Origin of the sequence: Streptomyces capitiformicae (assembly GCF_002214185.1) — a bacterium.
GTDB lineage: Bacteria > Actinomycetota > Actinomycetes > Streptomycetales > Streptomycetaceae > Streptomyces > Streptomyces capitiformicae.
Genome location: NZ_CP022161.1, coordinates 9,978,630 through 9,995,932, shown reverse-complemented (window position 1 = coordinate 9,995,932; position 17,303 = coordinate 9,978,630). Strand labels below are relative to the sequence as shown.

Below are 17,303 nucleotides of genomic sequence, written 5' to 3'. Positions count from 1 at the left end.
CGTCGTGTTCCATCATCCGGGCTCCCGCTTCCCATAGGGCGGACGACGTGGTTTTGTCCTGAGACACCCCGATCCGCGCCCGGGTTCGCAACCTGCCCCCGGTACAGGAAGAATCGGGGTGCGTGCCGCCATGGCGGTGCGGTGGTGAGACGCTGCACGGGGTCGCGTACACAACGTGGGTGACGCGGGCCGTACGGGGAGGTGGCAGGGCAAGTGGTGGATCAGCTGACGCAGCACGATCCGCGGCGGATCGGGCCGTTCGAGGTGCTGGGACGGCTGGGTGCCGGCGGCATGGGGCTGGTCTATCTGGCGCGCTCGGCGTCGGGTCGGCGCGTGGCGATCAAGACGGTGCGGACGGAACTGGCGGAGGACCAACTCTTCCGGGTCCGTTTCACGCGCGAGGTCGAGGCGGCCCGCGCGGTGTCCGGTTTCTACACGGCGGCGGTGGTCGATGCCGACCCGCGCGCCGCCGTGCCGTGGCTGGCGACCGCGTATGTCCCCGCGCCCTCGCTGGAAGAGATAGTGAATGACTGCGGTCCGCTGCCCGTCCAGGCCGTACGGTGGCTCGCGGCGGGTGTCGCCGAGGCGCTGCAGTCCATCCACGGCGCCGGGCTCGTCCACCGGGACCTGAAGCCCTCCAACGTCCTCGTCGTCGAGGACGGGCCCCGGGTGATCGACTTCGGTATCGCCTCCGGTGTTTCGAACACCCGTTTGACGATGACGAACGTCGCCGTCGGTACGCCCGCATACATGTCGCCCGAGCAGGCCAAGGACTCGCGGAGCGTGACCGGCGCCAGTGACGTCTTCTCGCTCGGGTCGATGCTCGTGTTCGCCGCCACCGGGCACGCGCCGTTCCACGGGGCCAACCCCGTCGAGACCGTCTTCATGCTGCTCCGCGAGGGCCCCGACCTCTCCGGCCTCCCGGACGACCTCCGCCCGCTCATCGAGTCCTGTATGCAGATGGACCCGACCGGCCGGCCCAACCCCGCCGACCTCCAGGCCCAGCTCGCGCCCCACCTCTTCGGCTCCGGTTCGGACGACAGCGGTACGGCGTCGGCGTGGCTGCCCGAGAAGGCGGTGGCCCTGATCGAGACCCGCCGGGGCGGGCGCCCGGCGCCCAAGCCGCACCAGACCTCCGGTAGCCGCGGTGGAGGCGGGGGGCGACCCGCCGCCCCCGTACCGCCACCCCCGCCCTCGTACGACCCCGCGCCCGTGTCCCCCGTGTCCCCCGTGTCCGTCGGCGCTCCCGACGCCGGGCCGGTGCGGCTGGCCGGCGCCCAGGTGCCCATCGGGCCCGGGCCCCGGGTCGCCGACGCCCGCGCGGCCGCCGTGAAGGCGACCCCTCCCGAGGCGGGCCTCGCCGCGTCCTGGTCCCGGCCGCGCGCCGGCGTGAACGGCGCCGACCCCGCCCCCTCCATGACTGCCTCGCCCGCCGTTCCCGCCCCCGAGCCGACCTCCCCCGCCGGCTGGCGCCCCTGGCGGTTCCGTATGTCGAACGACGTCTGGGGCACGCCCTCCGTCGCCGACGACCTCGTCTACGTCACCTCCTTCGAGGTGCACGCCCTGGACGTGGCGACCGGTCGGCGCCGCTTCAAGACCCGGGACGTCGCCTGGTCGATGGCGGTCGCGGACGGCCGTATCCACGCCTCCGACGGCCCCACCCTCTTCGCGCTCGACGCACGCGAGGGCAACGATCTGTGGCGGCTGTCGACGGACGCCTGGGTGTACTCGCTGAAGGCCGACCGGGGCACCGTCGTCACCGCGACCCGGGGCGGCGGCGTACAGGGCTGGGAGGCCTCCAACGGGCAGAAGCTCTGGGAGCTCACCGGCACCCAGACCGACTTCGAGACCCCCGAGGCCGGGCCCGTCGTGGCCGACGGCACCGTGTACGTCTGGAAGGACGCCCGGCTGCGCGCCCTGGAGGCCCGCACGGGCGACGAGCGCTGGTCGTACCCCATCGGCGACGCCGCGTCCTGCGGCGGGGTCCCGGTACGGCTGACCCCGGCCTCGGACGGCTATGTGTACGTCTCGGCCGGCAGCCGGGTCCTCGCCATCGACGTGGCGAGCGGCCACGTCCGCTGGCACTTCGAGGCGCCGGCGGTGTTCCTCTCCGCGCCCACATTCGCGCCGGGCCCGGCGGTGACGGGCGGCGGCGTCTATCTCGCCGACTACCTCGGCACGGTCTACGCCCTCGACGCCACGGACGGTCGCGACCGATGGCGCATCGCGACGGAGTCCCGCTCCTCCCTGGAGCCGGTACTCGTCGCCGCCGGCCACGTCCACGTCGGCAGCGGCAAGGGCCTCTACACCCTCGACGCGGTCACCGGAACGCCGAAGTGGCGCTTCCAGGCGGGCGGCGAGATCGTGGGGGCGCCGTCGGTGGCGGAGGGCCGCATCCACTTCGGCTCAACGGATCACTTGCTGTACACGCTCAAGGCGGACGACGGCCGCCTGCGCTGGAAGCTTGCGACGGGCGGGGAGATCACCGGGTCGCCCGTGGTCAAGGACGGGGTGGTGTACGCATGCAGCAAGGACCGCTGCGTGTACGCCCTGGACGCGGAGAAGGGGACGGGGACGGCGCGGACGTCGTGAACTGACGCCCTACCTGTGCCCGGTCACGTTCCACGCCTGGCTCGACCACGTCCTCGCCTGCGGCGACTGCTCGAGGGACGCCAGGCCAAGATCGAGGAGGGCGGCGCGACGTACGCGGCCATCGTCTGGGAGGCGGTCATCGCGCACCCCATGAAGAGCGTCGAGATCCACCGGGAACAACTGTCCGCGATCCTGGAAGTCGGCAGGCGGAGGAACGTAACCGTGCAGGTACTGCCATTCAGCGGGGCGGCATTGGCTGCCTCGACCTCCGCCTTTTGCGCGTTCAGCTTCGACACGGAACCGACCGTCGAAGCGGTGGCGCTGGAGAACCTCAGGGGCACGTCGGTGCTTGAGGGAACGGAGGACCTCACGGCTTACTCGAACGCGTTCGACCAACTACGATCGGCAGCACTGGCACCGGAGGCGAGCATGGAACTCATCCGGAGCGTACTGCGGAGTATCTAGGAAGCAGATCGTGACCGACGTTATAGGCCCCTTCCGGAAATCCTCGTACTCCGGAACCCAGAGCAACTGCGTCGAAGTCGCCCCCACCACCGGCGGCCGAGCCATCCGCGACAGCAAGAACCCCCACGGCCCCCTCCTCCACCTCGGCCCAGACGGCTGGAGGGCCTTCCTGGGTGGGGTCAAGAACGGCGCGTTCAGCTGACCGTGGACTCGGAGGGATCGAGGCCGTCAACTGCTGGGGAAGCACAGACTTCCCAGTGCTCCACGTGCTGTTAGGGTGTCGTGCGCCTGCCAGTGAGTTTGCGGGTGTGATTCCAAATCGACGCTTCTCAACGGGGGTTGAGCAACGTGCAGCCTCGTCATGTCCGGGCCGTCGCGGTCTTCGGTATCGCCGTGTTCGCACTCACCGGAGCGCGCGGCTCCGGCGGAGGAGGCTGCTCCGGTGGCTCCTCGTCTTCCAGTTCGTCCAGTTCCAGCGGTGGCAGTGACAGCGGCGGTACGACCACTACGGGCGGGAGCACCACCACGGGCGGGAGCACCACCACGGGGACGGGCGGGACGTCCAGCTCCAAGGGCGACGCCAGGGACCTGAAGATCGAGACCTGTGAGTACGACAACGGCCTCGTCGCTCGCGTCCGTGCCACCAACAGCAGCTCGACCAGCACGTACACCTACAAGTTCGAGGTCCGGTTCACGGACGCCGACGGCAAGCACGTCGCCACGACCGAGGGTGGCGCCATCCGGTCCGTGCCCGCCGGTTCCTCCGACGTCCTCCATGTCAAGGTGATCGAGGGCTCGGTGGACGACGACGCCTTCGCGGCGCGTGGCGGCACCTGCAAGCTGACCGGCCTGTCGCGTACCGCCGAGTGAGGGAGCCGCTCATGCGAATGCAAACACGGGCGCGCGGACTGAAGTTCGCGTCGATGACGGTGATCGTCGTGCTCACCTTGACCGGATTCTCGACCCGAAGCAGCGGCGGTACGAGCTCCAGCGGCGGCAGCAGCGGCAGCAGTGACGGCGGCAGCGGAGGCGGCTGCAGTTCCTCCTCGCAGGATCACGACACCTCGTCCTCCGGCGGTACGTCAGGCCTCGGCAAGAGCGACGACTACGACGACTACGACGACTACGAGGACAGCTACGACGACTCGTACGACGACTCGGCCACCGAGGACACCGGCACGGGCGAGGAGCAACTTGAGCCAGCGACGGTGCGGTTGGTGACGTGCGCGTCCGCGAAGGAGCCGTACGCGACCGTCGAGGTCACCAACCCCAACGCGGTCGACGCCGAGTTCTGGGTCGAGGTCTCGTTCCTGGACAAGAACGGAGTCCTGCTGGAGGACGGGAGCTGGAAGGTCGATGTGGCCGCCGGTGACAAGTCGACCGCACGCATCGAGATGGCCGAGGAGACCCTGGCGGAGGCCACCGACCACTGCGAGGTCGAACCGGAGGCCGAGCCGACCGGCTGATTTCACGGCGAGAGTTCACCGCACCCGGACCCACCCGGTCGGCGTCCCGCGAGAGCGTGTGCCCCGGCCGTTTCCCGGGCTGTCCTCTCTCTCCCGCGACGCCCTGGTCGGCCGCGTCCGGTTCGTCGCGGCTCGGCTGGCTGGACGCGCTGCGCGGCCTCGCGGCGCTCGTTGTCGTGTTCGACCACTCGTCGTACTCCTTCATGGCGGAGTTCCGATGGGAGCTGATGCCGGAGTTCAACACCAGCCGCTACGGCATCATGGTGTGATGACGTCACGGGTGCCCGCTGCGGCCTCCGTCTTGCCGGGTCTGGGGTCGATGACCGGGCAATGGCCGGCAGTCGACTTCATGCCGTCCTCTCAGGTGTCCGCGCCGTCGGTGGTCGGCAGGAGTGCGGCCAATTCGGCGTCGTCCGGGCGGTGGGCCGCCTCGGCTGCCTTGCGCAGAACGGCGCGGTCGACCTTGTCCGCATCGGCGATTAGACGAATCACCACGCCGTCGTCGGGCACCGCGTATTCGTGGCTGCCACCGGCCTTGCGGTACCAGGCGTCGCCGTCGCGCTCACAGGTGACCTGCTTCTCTGACACCTCGCCCAGCGGCTGCTTGGGGCAGCTCTCCGCCGTCATCGTGCCACGCCCTACGAAGAGGCCGAACTTGGTGGCACCCTTCTCGGACCGATACGCGGCAACGAACTCGTCGTTGTACTCGCCAACCGACTCCTGGAACACGGTGTAGCCGGAGACCTTGGTGACATAGACGAGTTCCGGCGCGACGCCCCAGTCGCCCGCGGCGGCGTCAAGGTCGGCGCTGTCGGCGGCCGTACCGCCGCTCTTGTCCGCGTCGCATCCTGTTAGGAGAACTGGCAACAAGAGAAGGGGGAGCAGCGCACGCGCGGGTCGCATCATGCGCACATCCTGTCGCATGGGCATGCCACATCAGGGCGGTTGCAAGTTCCGGGGTCGTGCGGCTGGTCGGGTTGTGGCCGGTTGGGGCGCATAGCAGAGCAGGCACGGGCTTCGTGATCATTGTGGTGTCTAAGCCAGATGATCATGAGGTGACCCGTGCCTGCTGCTGCATCCTCTCCCATCCCTGCCGTGCTGGTGAAACTGGGGCCGCTGGACACCGGCCGGATCGCCGACCTGCGCCCCTACTTCGACTCGGTGCCCGACCCACGCGCACGGCGGGGCCGGTGGTACTCACTCACAGCGATCCTGCTCGTGTGCGCCTGCGCGGTCGTCTCGGGAGCGAAAAGCATCGACGAACTCGCCGAGTGGGGAAAGCGTGCCTCGAACGCACTGCTGACAGTCCTCGGGTTCCGCCGCCACCTGCTCAGATGGCGGCGCACTCCGTCGCCGGCCACGATCGGCCGCGTGCTGGGGGCTGTTGACGGTGACGCCCTGGACCGGGCGGTCGGTGCCTACCTGGCCGACCGGCGCCGTGCCGCCACCGAACCCGCCCGGGCGCCGTCGCCCTCCGCATCCGGGCGGACGCGCGCGATCGCTGTCGACGGCAAAGCACTCAAGGGATCAGCCCGTCTCACCGCGATGCGCCGGCATCCGCTCTCCGCGGTCACTCACGGCACCGCCGTGACCCTCGCCCAGGCGGAGGTCGGCGCGAAGACGAACGAAACCACACACTTCCAACCGCTGCTGGCGCGGCTGGGCCTGACCGGCACCGTCGTCACCTTCGACGCCCTGCACTCGGTCAAGGCGAACATCTCCTGGCTGGTCGAGACCAAGAAGGCCCACTACATCGCCGTGGTCAAGACCAACCAGTGCGCCACGAGGCGCTTTGACACATCCCCGCCGCAGGCGGGACAGACTCGAAGGGAGGTCTGCTGGGTCCGATGGCACTCTCGGGCTTTCCTCCGGGCGCTTCCCTTCGGTCTTGCGTTTCCGACTCTATCAGATCGTTTTCCGATCCGATTTCCTCGGCGCTTTCCAGGTTTCCGCTTTCGCGTTTCCCTTTCCGGCGGCTCCGACTTTATCAGAAGTTCTGAGTCGGAATTTCCGCCCGGCTCGGGTGGCTCCTGACGCTCGGTTGCACCGGGTTCCCCCCTGGGCGGAGCCGTAAACGTACTGGAGCGGGGCGCCCCGATGCAAATCGAGGAGCCCCGCTCCAGGCGGGTCCTGACGAAGGGTCAGACCTCAACCACCACAGGCAGGATCATCGGCCTGCGGCGATACGTGTCCGAGACCCACTTGCCGAGGGTGCGTCGGATGAGTTGCTGCAGCTGGTGGGGTTCCACGACGCCGTCCTGCGCGGAACGCTCCAGGACTTCGGTGATCCTCGGGATGACGTCGCTGAAGGCGGAGTCCTCGATGCCGGAGCCGCGGGCCTGAATGTGCGGGCCACCGGTGATCTTGCCGGTGGAGGCGTCCATGACCACGAAGACCGAGATGATGCCCTCGTCGCCGAGGATCTTCCGGTCCTTGAGGGCCGGCTCGCCGACATCGCCCACGGAGAGGCCGTCGACGTACACGTAACCGGCCTGGACCTTGCCGGAGATCTTGGCCTTGCCCTCGATGAGGTCGACGACCACGCCGTCCTCGGCGATGACGATGCGGTCGTGCGGGACGCCCGTCAGGGCACCGAGCTCGGCGTTGGCGCGCAGGTGGCGCCATTCGCCGTGGACCGGCATCAGGTTCTTCGGGCGGCAGATGTTGTAGAAGTACAGCAGTTCGCCGGCCGAGGCGTGTCCGGAGACGTGAACCTTGGCGTTGCCCTTGTGGACGACGTTGGCGCCCCAGCGGGTCAGACCGTTGATGACGCGGTAGACGGCGTTCTCGTTGCCGGGGATCAGCGACGAGGCCAGGATCACCGTGTCGCCCTGGACGATGCGGATCTGGTGGTCGCGGTTGGCCATACGGGACAGGGCCGCCATCGGTTCGCCCTGGGAGCCCGTGCAGACCAGGACCACCTCGTGGTCCGGGAGGTCGTCGAGCGTCCTGACGTCGACCACCAGGCCCGGCGGGACCTTCAGATAGCCCAGGTCCCGCGCGATGCCCATGTTGCGGACCATCGAGCGGCCGACGAAGGCGACCCGGCGGCCGTACTCGTGGGCGGCGTCGAGGATCTGCTGGATGCGGTGGATGTGGCTGGCGAAGCTGGCCACGATGATGCGCTTGCGGGCGCTCGCGAAGACCTGGCGCAGGACGTTGGAGATGTCCCGCTCGTGCGGGGTGAAACCGGGAACTTCGGCGTTCGTGGAGTCGGAGAGGAGGAGGTCGATACCTTCCTCGCTCAGCCGTGCGAACGCGTGGAGATCTGTCAGACGGTTGTCCAGCGGCAGCTGGTCCATCTTGAAGTCGCCCGTGTGGACGACCATGCCCGCAGGGGTGCGGATGGCCACGGCCAGGGCGTCGGGGATGGAGTGGTTGACCGCAACGAATTCGCAGTTGAAGGGGCCGATGCGCTCGCGGTTCCCCTCCGCCACCTCCAGGGTGTACGGGCGGATGCGGTGCTCCTGGAGCTTGGCCTCGATGAGGGCGAGGGTCAGCTTGGAGCCGATCAGCGGGATGTCCGGCTTCTCGCGGAGCAGATAAGGGACGGCGCCGATGTGGTCCTCGTGGCCGTGCGTGAGGACGATGCCCTCGATGTCGTCGAGGCGGTCCCGGATGGACGAGAAGTCCGGCAGGATCAGGTCGATTCCGGGCTGCTCCTCCTCGGGGAAGAGCACTCCGCAGTCGACGATCAGCAGACGGCCGCCGTACTCGAAGACGGTCATGTTGCGGCCGATCTCGCCGAGACCGCCGAGCGGGGTGACGCGCAGGCCGCCTTCGGGAAGGGGCGGCGGTGGGCCGAGTTCAGGATGCGGATGACTCAAAAGACTCTCCTCACCACGCGCGCCACGTACCTCTGTGGCACGTGGCGCGCGTGACGTTCGTGCAAAAGCAGTTGTGGATGGGATGCAGGCACCTGCGTCCTGCCTATTCAGTTGTGAAGTCAGGTGTGCCGCGCTGTGCGAAGTCCGGTGTTAGAGCTGTACCCCGCCGGCGGCAAGATCGATCTTGAGCTGAGCGGTCTCCTCGGGCGAAAGCTCAACCATGGGGGCGCGCAGCGGTCCGGCGGGCAGGCCCTGGAGAGCGAGCGCCGCCTTGGTGGTCATCACGCCCTGGGTGCGGAACATGCCGGTGAAGACCGGGAGCAGCTTCTGGTGGATCTCGGTGGCCTTCTGGACGTCACCGGAGATGTACGCCTCGACGAGGGCGTGCAGCTCGGGGGTGACGACGTGGCCGACGACCGAGACGAAGCCGACTGCGCCCACGGAGAGCAGTGGCAGGTTCAGCATGTCGTCGCCGGAGTACCAGGCGAGGCCGGAGCGGGCGATGGCCCAGCTGGCGCGGCCGAGGTCGCCCTTGGCGTCCTTGTTGGCGACGATGCGGGGGTGCTCGGCGAGGCGGACGATCGTCTCGGTGTCGATGGGGACGCCGCTGCGGCCGGGGATGTCGTAGAGCATGACTGGCAGGTCAGCCGCGTCGGCGACGGCCTTGAAGTGGCGGTACAGGCCCTCCTGCGGGGGCTTGTTGTAGTACGGCGTGACGACGAGGAGGCCATGGGCGCCGGTCTTCTCGGCGGCGCGGGCCAGCTCGATGCTGTGGTGGGTGTCGTTCGTGCCGACGCCGGCGATGATGTGGGCGCGGTCGCCGACGGCTTCGAGGACGGCTCGTACCAGGTCCGATTTCTCCGCGTCACTGGTGGTGGGGGACTCGCCGGTGGTGCCGTTGATGACGAGGCCGTCGTTGCCTGCGTCCACCAGATGCGTGGCGAGCCGCTGCGCGCCGTCGAGGTCGAGTGCGCCGTCCGCCGTGAAGGGCGTGACCATGGCGGTGAGGACCCGCCCGAAGGGGGTCTGCGGAGTCGAGGTCGGAGCCATGGGTAACACGCTACTCGTTGCTCAGGGCGCGGTCTGCCCTCGGGTGGCGGGAAAAGTCAGGACAAATGCGGATCCCGGCACTGCCTGCTCGGGGGTTCAAGCAGTGCCGGGTCCGTTTGATCAGGCTAGATGAACTTCACGAAATGCCGCAATACGGACACTTCGCCCGGCTGACCCGCACATCTGTGCCTGGCCGAAAGTCGGCGCCTCGTTACGGGGCGACCCGGCCGTTCGCGTTGAACGCGGCGTATGTGAGCGGCATGAGCTTCGCCCATTCCGCCTCCATCTTCTCGCCGACCATCTCGATCTCCCGCTGCGGGAAGGACGGCACCTTCGCGAGCTCGTGCTGGGTACGCAGACCGAGGAAGTGCATCAGCGAGCGGGCGTTGCAGGTGGCGTACATCGACGAGAACAGCCCGACCGGGAGAACGGCCCGGGCGACCTCCCGGGCGACACCGGCGGCGAGCATCTCCTGGTAGGACGCGTAGGCCTCCCGGTAGGAGTCCTCCATGACCCGCCCGACGAGCTCCTGCTGCGCCTGGGTCCCCTCCACGAAGACGTACTTGCCGGGGCGCCCCTCCTGAACGAGCTTGCGGGACTCGTCGGGGACATAGAAGTGGGGCTGGAGTTCCCGATAGCGACCCGACTCTTCATTGTACGAATTGTGTACGATAATCCCGTTGGCGAGGAAGTTGTGCCAGGGCCCCTCCACGGAGAGGTCGTACGTCATCTCCTCGCCGTCCTGCTCGATGGCGACGATCCGGTCCGGAACGGCTTTGGCGATCTTGTCGCCGCGCTGGGCCAGGGCCTGCTCTCCGGCGCTCTTCGTTGCATGGCAGGGCTCACACGCGGGTGCGAGGTTCTTCTCGTCGAGGGCCTGCGTCAGGTCACCGGCCACGGGAACCACATGGTCCAGGGCGAGTCCCGCACGGGGGAAGTCCCGGCCACAGAGGTGGCAGGTGTCGATCTCCTTGATCAGCCGCTCTCGCTGCATGGAGGTCCACACGCCGATGCCCCGACGGAGGCTCGGCGGGACAAGCGCCTGCGACGGGCGCGGGGCGGTGCCCGCCACCATTACCGCGTCCCCGACTGTCAGTTCACCGGCCTTGCTCCAGCCCTCCGGAGTGAACACCGCGTGATCGACGGTGCAGCGGAGCGTTTTCCCGGACTCTGTGGTGATCTTGATGAGCGACTTGACGCCGGACTGAATGACGTCGACGATCCTGGCCCGCTGGGCGAGCAGTGTCTCCTCGTCGTAGCAGCGCACATGGTCGCGGCGGACTGATTCGAGTTTGCGGAGACGGGTGCTGGGGTGCAGTTCCCGAAACTCTGCCACGGCCGACTCTGCCGCCTCACGGCTCTCATAGAGGCCGAGGTAGTGGTTCTGCTCGCCGCGCCGGACCTGGGCCGTCCACTTTCCGGCCCGGCTGTGCCAGGTCACACCACCGGCGGAATGCGGAAGCCGGTCCTCGACGCCGAGGTGCCAGAGCTTGTACAACTCCGCGATGGTGCGTCGACGGAGATTGCCGGCCTCGCTCTCCAAGGTGATCTCGGTGTCACCGGCGATGCACCAGCCCACCCTGTGCCGCATGAACTCGCGGAAGACGAAGATCGGGGCGTTGATGAAGAAGGTCATCGAGTTGTGCTCGAAGGGGCTGCCGTGCCGGTCGCGCATGAGGTAGTTGATGAGGCCCTTGGAGCGCTCGGGGTCCTTCTTGAGCTCGTCCAGGGACTGCTCGCCGGCGGTGGAGACGCGGGCGGCCCACAGGACGTCGGAGTCCGACGCGCTGTGCTTCACCAACTCGACGGTGACATCGCTGCGGAAGCTGGGTTTGAGATCGTCGGCGGGGGTGTCGGTCACGGCTCGGAGGGTCCTTCCCATTGCTGCTCGGGCGGCGCCTACTCTACGGCCCGGCACTGACAAGGGGTCCGGATGGTCCGAGTTGCACCTTCGTGTGCCCCCGTTGGCCCCCCGAAGGTGGTGAGTGGGCACCCGGCTCGGTAGCCTCACCCGGCGAAACCCGTGCGTGGATGAGTGAGGATCAGTCGTGCCCCTGCCCTTCCTGACCGCCGACCGCGCCTTCGACCAGGCGGTGGACGAGCCGCTGCCGTTCGAGGACCGCGACCGCTGGCGGCGTCCCTACCGGCCCGGGCCGTGGCGGGTGGGCGCGGCGGCGCTTCTGCTGCTGCTCTCCTCGTATGTGCTGGCGGCGGCGGTCATCATCGCGTTCGCGGGCACCCTGACGGCGGGCGCGGCCTGCTTCGGCGGGGCGCTGTTCGTCATCGCCTGCGCGCTGCGGCTGCTGCGGGTCGGTGTCTGGGTGAGCGCGCGAGGGGTGCGTCAGGTGGGCTTCTTCCGGACGCGTACGGCGTCCTGGGAGCCGACCGTCTCGGTGCGTACCGTGCAGCAGCCGGTGCGGTGGCTCGGGCTGCCGCGGTCCGTGCAGGGGCAGGCGCTGCTCCTCGTCCGCACGGCCCATGCGCAGGAGTACGTGACACCGCTGATGACCACGCACAACGCCGACTTCCTGGCCCGTACGGAGGCCTTCGACCGGGCGGCCGACACGGTCGAGGCGTGGGCAGCGGAGTACCGGCGGCGCTGAACAGGGCGACGACACGATGGGGCCGGTCCGTATGTGCGGGTCGGCCCCATCGCCGTACCGTCCGAAGGGACCGGTACGGATCAGGCCTGGACGGGCCTGCCGTCGTGGAGGGCGATCGCCCGCTGCATCGCCTTGCGGGCCCGGGGGGTGTCGCGGGCGTCGTGGTAGGCGATGGCGAGGCGGAACCAGGCGCGCCAGTCGTCGGGGGCGTCCTCGGTTTCCGCCTTGCGCTGCGCGAAGACCTCGTCGGCCGAGTCGCGGTCGATGCGGCCGCTCGGGGTGCGCTTCAACTCGTCGACGGGGAGGCCGCCTTCGGCGTCGAGCTCGGCGGCGAGCTGGTTGGCCTTGCGGACGAACTGGGTGTTCTTCCACAGGAACCAGACGCCGATCACCGGGAGCACGAGGACGGCGACACCGAAGGCGATCGTGATCGGTGTGCCGGTCTCTATGAGCATGACCCCGCGGCTGCCGACCAGGACGAAGTAGACGACCAGGACGGCTGCCGTGATGGCGTACGTGATCTTCGCGCGCATGGCGGTCAGCCCAGGTCGAGGAAGTGTTCGAGGCCGAAGGTGAGGCCCGGGGTCGTCACCACACGGCGGGCGCCGAGGAGGATGCCCGGCATGAAGCTGCTGTGGTGCAGGGAGTCATGACGGATCGTCAGGGTCTCGCCCTCGCCGCCGAGCAGGACCTCCTGGTGAGCGAGCAGGCCCCGCAGGCGTACGGCGTGGACCGGGACGCCGTCGACGTCCGCGCCCCGGGCGCCGTCCAGGGCCGTGACCGTGGCGTCCGGTGCCGGGGCGGTGCCGGCCGCGCGGCGGGCCTCGGCGATGAGCTGGGCGGTGCGGGTGGCGGTGCCGCTGGGGGCGTCGACCTTGTTCGGGTGGTGCAGTTCGACGACCTCGACGGACTCGAAGTAGGGCGCGGCGATCTGCGCGAACTTCATGGTGAGGACGGCCCCGATGGAGAAGTTGGGCGCGATGAGCACGCCGGTCTCCGGGGACTGGGCGAGCCAGCCGTTCAACTGTGCGAGGCGCTCGTCGGTCCAGCCGGTCGTGCCGACGACCGCGTGGATGCCGTGGCGTACGCAGAAGTCGAGGTTGCCCATGACCGAGGCGGGGGTGGTCAGTTCGACGGCGACCTGGACGCCTTTCTCGGCGAGCGTCTCCAGTTTGTCGCCCCGGCTCAGGGCGGCGACGAGTTCCATGTCCTCGGCGGCCTCGACGGCCCGTACCGCCTCGGAGCCGATACGGCCCTGGGCGCCGAGGACCGCCACGCGCAGCTTGCTCATTGCTTGGTTCCTTAACTCGGGTGTTAGGCGACGGCTTCGTGCAGACGGGACGCCTGTTTGTCCTTGAGCGGGCCGATCACCGACAGGGAGGGACGCTGTCCCAGGATGTCCCGGGCCACGGCACGGACCTCGTCCGGGGTCACCATGGCTATCCGGGTCAGCATCTCGTCGACGGACATCTGCTCGCCCCAGCACAGCTCACTCTTGCCGATGCGGTTCATGAGCGCACCGGTGTCCTCCAGGCCGAGGACCGTGGAGCCGCGGAGCTGGCCCACGGCGCGTTCGATCTCGTCGTCGGGCAGTCCGTGCTCGGCGACCTGGTCGAGCTCGTCGCGGCAGATCTTCAGCACGTCGTGCACCTGGGACGGGCGGCAGCCGGCGTAGACGCCGAAGAGGCCGCAGTCGGCGAAGCCGGAGGTGTACGAGTACACGCTGTAGGCGAGGCCCCGCTTCTCGCGGACCTCCTGGAAGAGGCGGGAGGACATGCCGCCGCCGAGCGCGGTGTTGAGCACGCCGAGGGCCCAGCGGCGCTCGTCGGTGCGGGAGAGACCGGGCAGGCCGAGGACGACGTGCGCCTGCTCGGTCTTGCGGCCGATGAGCTCGACACGGCCGGCCGTACGGAGGCTGCGGCGGCCTTCACGCGGGGCGATCGGCGTGGCGTCGGTACGGGTCAGTGCACCCGCCTTCTCGAAGGCCGCACGGACCAGTCGTACGACCCTGTTGTGGTCGATGTTGCCGGCGCAGGCGACCACGAGGTGGGTCGGGTCGTAGTGCTTCTTGTAGAAGCGGCGGATGCGGTCGGCGGTGAGGGCGTTGACCGTGTCGACCGTGCCGAGGACCGGGCGGCCGAGGGGGGTGTCGCCGAACATCGTGTGCGCGAACAGGTCGTGCACACAGTCGCCGGGGTCGTCCTCGGTCATCGCGATCTCTTCGAGGATGGCGCCGCGTTCGACGTCGACGTCCTCCTCGCGGATGAGCGAGCCGGTGAGCATGTCGCAGACGACGTCGATGGCGAGCGGGAGGTCACTGTCGAGCACGCGCGCGTAGTAGCAGGTGTACTCCTTCGCCGTGAACGCGTTCATCTCGCCGCCGACCGCGTCGATCGCGGACGATATGTCGAGCGCGCTACGACGGGAGGTGCCCTTGAAGAGCAGGTGCTCCAGGTAGTGCGTGGCGCCGTTCAGGGCGGGGGTCTCGTCGCGGGAGCCGACGTGGGCCCAGATGCCGAAGGTGGCGGAGCGCACGGACGGCAGGGTCTCGGTGACGATGCGCAGGCCGCCCGGGAGGGTGGTCTTACGGACCGTACCGATGCCGTTCATGCCCTTGATCAGGGTTTGGGTACGGGCGACGGCCCGCGCCTCCGAGGAGGTGCGGGCCGTCGCCTTGGAGCTACGCGACGTCACTGGTCGGCGTCGTCCTTCTTGTCGTCCGAGGAACCTTCCTCGCCCTCGATCACGGGGATCAGGGAGAGCTTGCCGCGGGAGTCGATCTCGGCGATCTCGACCTGGACCTTCTGGCCCACGCCGACGACGTCCTCGACGTTCTCCACGCGCTTGCCGCCGGCGAGCTTGCGGATCTGCGAGATGTGCAGCAGACCGTCCTTGCCCGGGAGCAGCGACACGAACGCACCGAAGGTCGTCGTCTTCACGACGGTGCCCAGGTAGCGCTCGCCGACCTCCGGCATGGTCGGGTTGGCGATGCCGTTGATCGTGGCGCGGGCGGCCTCGGCGGCCGGGCCGTCGGCGGCACCGATGTAGATGGTGCCGTCGTCCTCGATCGTGATCTCGGCGCCGGTGTCCTCCTGGATCTGGTTGATCATCTTGCCCTTGGGGCCGATGACCTCGCCGATCTTGTCCACGGGGATCTTGACGGTGATGATCCGCGGGGCGTTCGGGGACATCTCGTCCGGGGTGTCGATCGCTTCCATCATCACGTCGAGGATGTGGAGGCGGGCGTCACGGGCCTGCTTGAGGGCAGCGGCCAGGACGGAGGCCGGGATGCCGTCCAGCTTGGTGTCGAGCTGGAGGGCGGTCACGAACTCCTTGGTGCCGGCGACCTTGAAGTCCATGTCGCCGAAGGCGTCCTCCGCACCGAGGATGTCGGTGAGGGTGACGTAGTGCGTCTCGCCGTCGATCTCCTGGGAGATCAGACCCATGGCGATACCGGCGACCGGGGCCTTCAGGGGCACACCGGCGTTGAGCAGCGACATGGTGGAGGCACAGACCGAACCCATGGACGTCGAGCCGTTGGAGCCCAGGGCCTCGGACACCTGACGGATCGCGTAGGGGAACTCCTCGCGGGTCGGCAGGACCGGGACCAGGGCGCGCTCGGCGAGGGCGCCGTGGCCGATCTCGCGGCGCTTCGGGGAGCCGACGCGGCCGGTCTCACCGGTGGAGTACGGCGGGAAGTTGTAGTTGTGCATGTAGCGCTTGCGGGTCACCGGGGAGAGGGTGTCCAGCTGCTGCTCCATGCGGAGCATGTTGAGGGTGGTGACGCCCAGGATCTGGGTCTCGCCACGCTCGAACAGCGCGGAGCCGTGCACGCGCGGGATGGCCTCGACCTCGGCGGCGAGCGTACGGATGTCCGTCACGCCACGGCCGTCGATGCGCTTCTTCTCCTTGATGACGCGCTCACGGACCAGGGTCTTGGTCAGCGAGCGGTACGCGGCGGAGATCTCCTTCTCGCGGCCCTCGAACTGGGGGATCAGCTTCTCGGCGGCGAGCGCCTTGACGCGGTCCAGCTCGGTCTCGCGCTCCTGCTTGCCGGCGATGGTGAGCGCCTGGGCGAGCTCGTCCTTGACGGCGGCCGTGAGGGCCTCCAGGACGTCGTCCTGGTAGTCGAGGAAGATCGGGAACTCGGCGGTCGGCTTGGCGGCCTTCGACGCGAGGTCGGCCTGGGCCTTGCACAGGACCTTGATGAAGGGCTTCGCGGCGTCCAGACCGGCGGCGACGACCTCCTCGGTCGGCGCCTCGGCACCGCCCTGGACCAGCTTGATGGTCTCCTCGGTGGCCTCGGCCTCGACCATCATGATCGCGACGTCGCCGTCCTCCAGGACGCGACCGGCGACGACCATGTCGAAGACGGCGGCCTCCAGCTCGGAGTGGGTCGGGAAGGCCACCCACTGGCCGTTGATCAGCGCGACGCGGACGCCGCCGATCGGGCCGGAGAAGGGCAGACCGGCCAGCTGCGTGGACGCGGACGCGGCGTTGATCGCGACGACGTCGTACAGGTGGTCGGGGTTGAGCGCCATGATCGTGGCGACGACCTGGATCTCGTTGCGCAGGCCCTTCTTGAAGGACGGGCGCAGCGGGCGGTCGATGAGGCGGCAGGTGAGGATGGCGTCCTCGGAGGGACGGCCCTCACGGCGGAAGAAGCTGCCGGGGATCTTGCCGGCGGCGTACATCCGCTCCTCGACGTCCACCGTGAGGGGGAAGAAGTCGAGCTGGTCCTTGGGGTTCTTGGAGGCGGTGGTGGCCGACAGCACCATGGTGTCGTCGTCCAGGTAGGCCACGGCGGAGCCGGCGGCCTGGCGGGCCAGACGGCCCGTCTCGAAGCGGATGGTGCGGGTGCCGAAGGAGCCATTGTCAATGACGGCCTCGGCGTAGTGGGTCTCGTTCTCCACTAGCGGTTTCTCCGTTACGTATCGTCTTTTGTCCCTGGGCCTGCCCGTGTGGCAGGGGGACGGTGGCGGAGAAGCGCGCCGTCTGGTGCGGGCCGGTCTTCGATCGAAGCCCTCGGGGTTCGTTATCCCCGGGGGCCACTACCGAGGACCGGCGGCGGCGAGGTGCGCTTCTCCTCGTTCGGTGCGTTCGGTCACCCGGGTACGGGGCCCTCACGCTGTGTCATGCATGGTGCGTCGTACATATTGCGTTGTGCTACCACACTACAAAGGGGTGGTGACACTCCGCACGTTTCCGCATGTACGGCAGCTTCCGTATGTACGGCAGCTGCCGCATGTACGGCAAAGGGAGCGGCCCCCGATCGTTTCGGGAACCGCTCCCTTCACGGC

Annotated in this window: 14 protein-coding genes and 4 pseudogenes; 8 read left to right on the top strand and 10 right to left on the bottom strand. The window is 68.8% G+C overall.

Translation table 11 applies throughout. The features are described 5' to 3' along the window. The first annotated feature begins 213 nt into the window (after positions 1–213). The 6 genes and pseudogenes from CES90_RS44935 to CES90_RS44910 all read left to right on the top strand — a co-directional run. Positions 214–2,592 (top strand): outer membrane protein assembly factor BamB family protein, encoded by a 2,379-nt coding sequence (locus tag CES90_RS44935; RefSeq protein WP_189785350.1) that lies wholly within the window; start codon positions 214–216, stop codon positions 2,590–2,592. 15 nt (positions 2,593–2,607) lie between these two features. Then, entirely contained in the window at positions 2,608–3,057 is a 450-nt protein-coding gene (locus CES90_RS44930) for a Scr1 family TA system antitoxin-like transcriptional regulator (protein ID WP_229914085.1), read from the top strand. Between the two features lie 10 nt (positions 3,058–3,067). Continuing rightward, on the top strand, positions 3,068–3,259 hold the full coding sequence (locus CES90_RS44925) for a DUF397 domain-containing protein (protein WP_189785351.1): 192 nt from the start codon (positions 3,068–3,070) through the stop codon (positions 3,257–3,259). Between the two features lie 146 nt (positions 3,260–3,405). Next, a complete protein-coding gene (locus tag CES90_RS44920) occupies positions 3,406–3,927 on the top strand; it encodes a hypothetical protein (RefSeq protein WP_189785352.1) in 522 nt (173 codons plus the stop codon). Positions 3,928–3,938: 11 nt separating this feature from the next. Next, on the top strand, positions 3,939–4,523 hold the full coding sequence (locus tag CES90_RS44915) for a hypothetical protein (RefSeq protein WP_229914086.1): 585 nt from the start codon (positions 3,939–3,941) through the stop codon (positions 4,521–4,523). Between the two features lie 149 nt (positions 4,524–4,672). Beyond that, positions 4,673–4,789 (top strand): annotated as a pseudogene (locus CES90_RS44910) (acyltransferase family protein); the annotation flags it as partial. Between the two features lie 94 nt (positions 4,790–4,883). Here the strand turns inward: CES90_RS44910 and CES90_RS44905 are convergent. Further along, complete coding sequence (locus CES90_RS44905; protein WP_189785353.1) at positions 4,884–5,429, bottom strand: hypothetical protein; 546 nt, start codon at positions 5,427–5,429, stop codon at positions 4,884–4,886. Between the two features lie 189 nt (positions 5,430–5,618). Here CES90_RS44905 and CES90_RS44900 point away from each other — a divergent pair, with 189 nt between their 5' ends. Further along, entirely contained in the window at positions 5,619–6,557 is a 939-nt protein-coding gene (locus CES90_RS44900) for an ISAs1 family transposase (protein WP_232791379.1), read from the top strand. A gap of 107 nt (positions 6,558–6,664) precedes the next feature. Here CES90_RS44900 and CES90_RS44895 read toward each other — a convergent pair whose 3' ends face one another. The 5 genes and pseudogenes from CES90_RS44895 to CES90_RS50795 form a co-directional block, all read right to left on the bottom strand. Then, a complete protein-coding gene (locus CES90_RS44895) occupies positions 6,665–8,350 on the bottom strand; it encodes a ribonuclease J (protein ID WP_189782656.1) in 1,686 nt (561 codons plus the stop codon). A 150-nt stretch (positions 8,351–8,500) separates the two neighbouring features. Beyond that, positions 8,501–9,400 (bottom strand): 4-hydroxy-tetrahydrodipicolinate synthase, encoded by a 900-nt coding sequence (dapA, locus tag CES90_RS44890; protein WP_189782655.1) that lies wholly within the window; start codon positions 9,398–9,400, stop codon positions 8,501–8,503. A gap of 211 nt (positions 9,401–9,611) precedes the next feature. Next, positions 9,612–10,061: pseudogene (gene thyX, locus CES90_RS50805) on the bottom strand (FAD-dependent thymidylate synthase); the annotation flags it as partial. 3 nt (positions 10,062–10,064) lie between these two features. After that, a pseudogene (locus tag CES90_RS50800) lies at positions 10,065–10,991 on the bottom strand (HNH endonuclease); the annotation flags it as partial. Then, positions 10,971–11,261: pseudogene (locus CES90_RS50795) on the bottom strand (FAD-dependent thymidylate synthase); the annotation flags it as partial. The pseudogenes CES90_RS50795 and CES90_RS50800, both read right to left, overlap by 21 nt. Before the next feature lie 187 nt (positions 11,262–11,448). Here CES90_RS50795 and CES90_RS44880 point away from each other — a divergent pair. Beyond that, positions 11,449–12,003: a hypothetical protein gene (locus tag CES90_RS44880; protein WP_189782653.1), complete on the top strand. Its 555-nt coding sequence runs from the start codon at positions 11,449–11,451 to the stop codon at positions 12,001–12,003. An 80-nt stretch (positions 12,004–12,083) separates the two neighbouring features. On the opposite strand, the gene CES90_RS44875 is transcribed toward CES90_RS44880, so the two are convergent. The 4 genes from CES90_RS44875 to CES90_RS44860 are packed head-to-tail and all read right to left on the bottom strand — an operon-like array spanning position 12,084 to position 16,916. Next, positions 12,084–12,536, bottom strand: coding sequence for a tetratricopeptide repeat protein (locus tag CES90_RS44875; RefSeq protein WP_189782652.1), 453 nt, complete (start codon positions 12,534–12,536; stop codon positions 12,084–12,086). Positions 12,537–12,541: 5 nt separating this feature from the next. Beyond that, entirely contained in the window at positions 12,542–13,294 is a 753-nt protein-coding gene (dapB, locus tag CES90_RS44870; protein WP_189782651.1) for a 4-hydroxy-tetrahydrodipicolinate reductase, read from the bottom strand. A 23-nt stretch (positions 13,295–13,317) separates the two neighbouring features. After that, complete coding sequence (locus tag CES90_RS44865; RefSeq protein ID WP_189782650.1) at positions 13,318–14,697, bottom strand: M16 family metallopeptidase; 1,380 nt, start codon at positions 14,695–14,697, stop codon at positions 13,318–13,320. Beyond that, on the bottom strand, positions 14,694–16,916 hold the full coding sequence (locus tag CES90_RS44860; RefSeq protein ID WP_189782649.1) for a polyribonucleotide nucleotidyltransferase: 2,223 nt from the start codon (positions 16,914–16,916) through the stop codon (positions 14,694–14,696). The genes CES90_RS44865 and CES90_RS44860 overlap by 4 nt, the downstream gene beginning before the upstream one ends. Positions 16,917–17,303 lie beyond the last annotated feature (387 nt).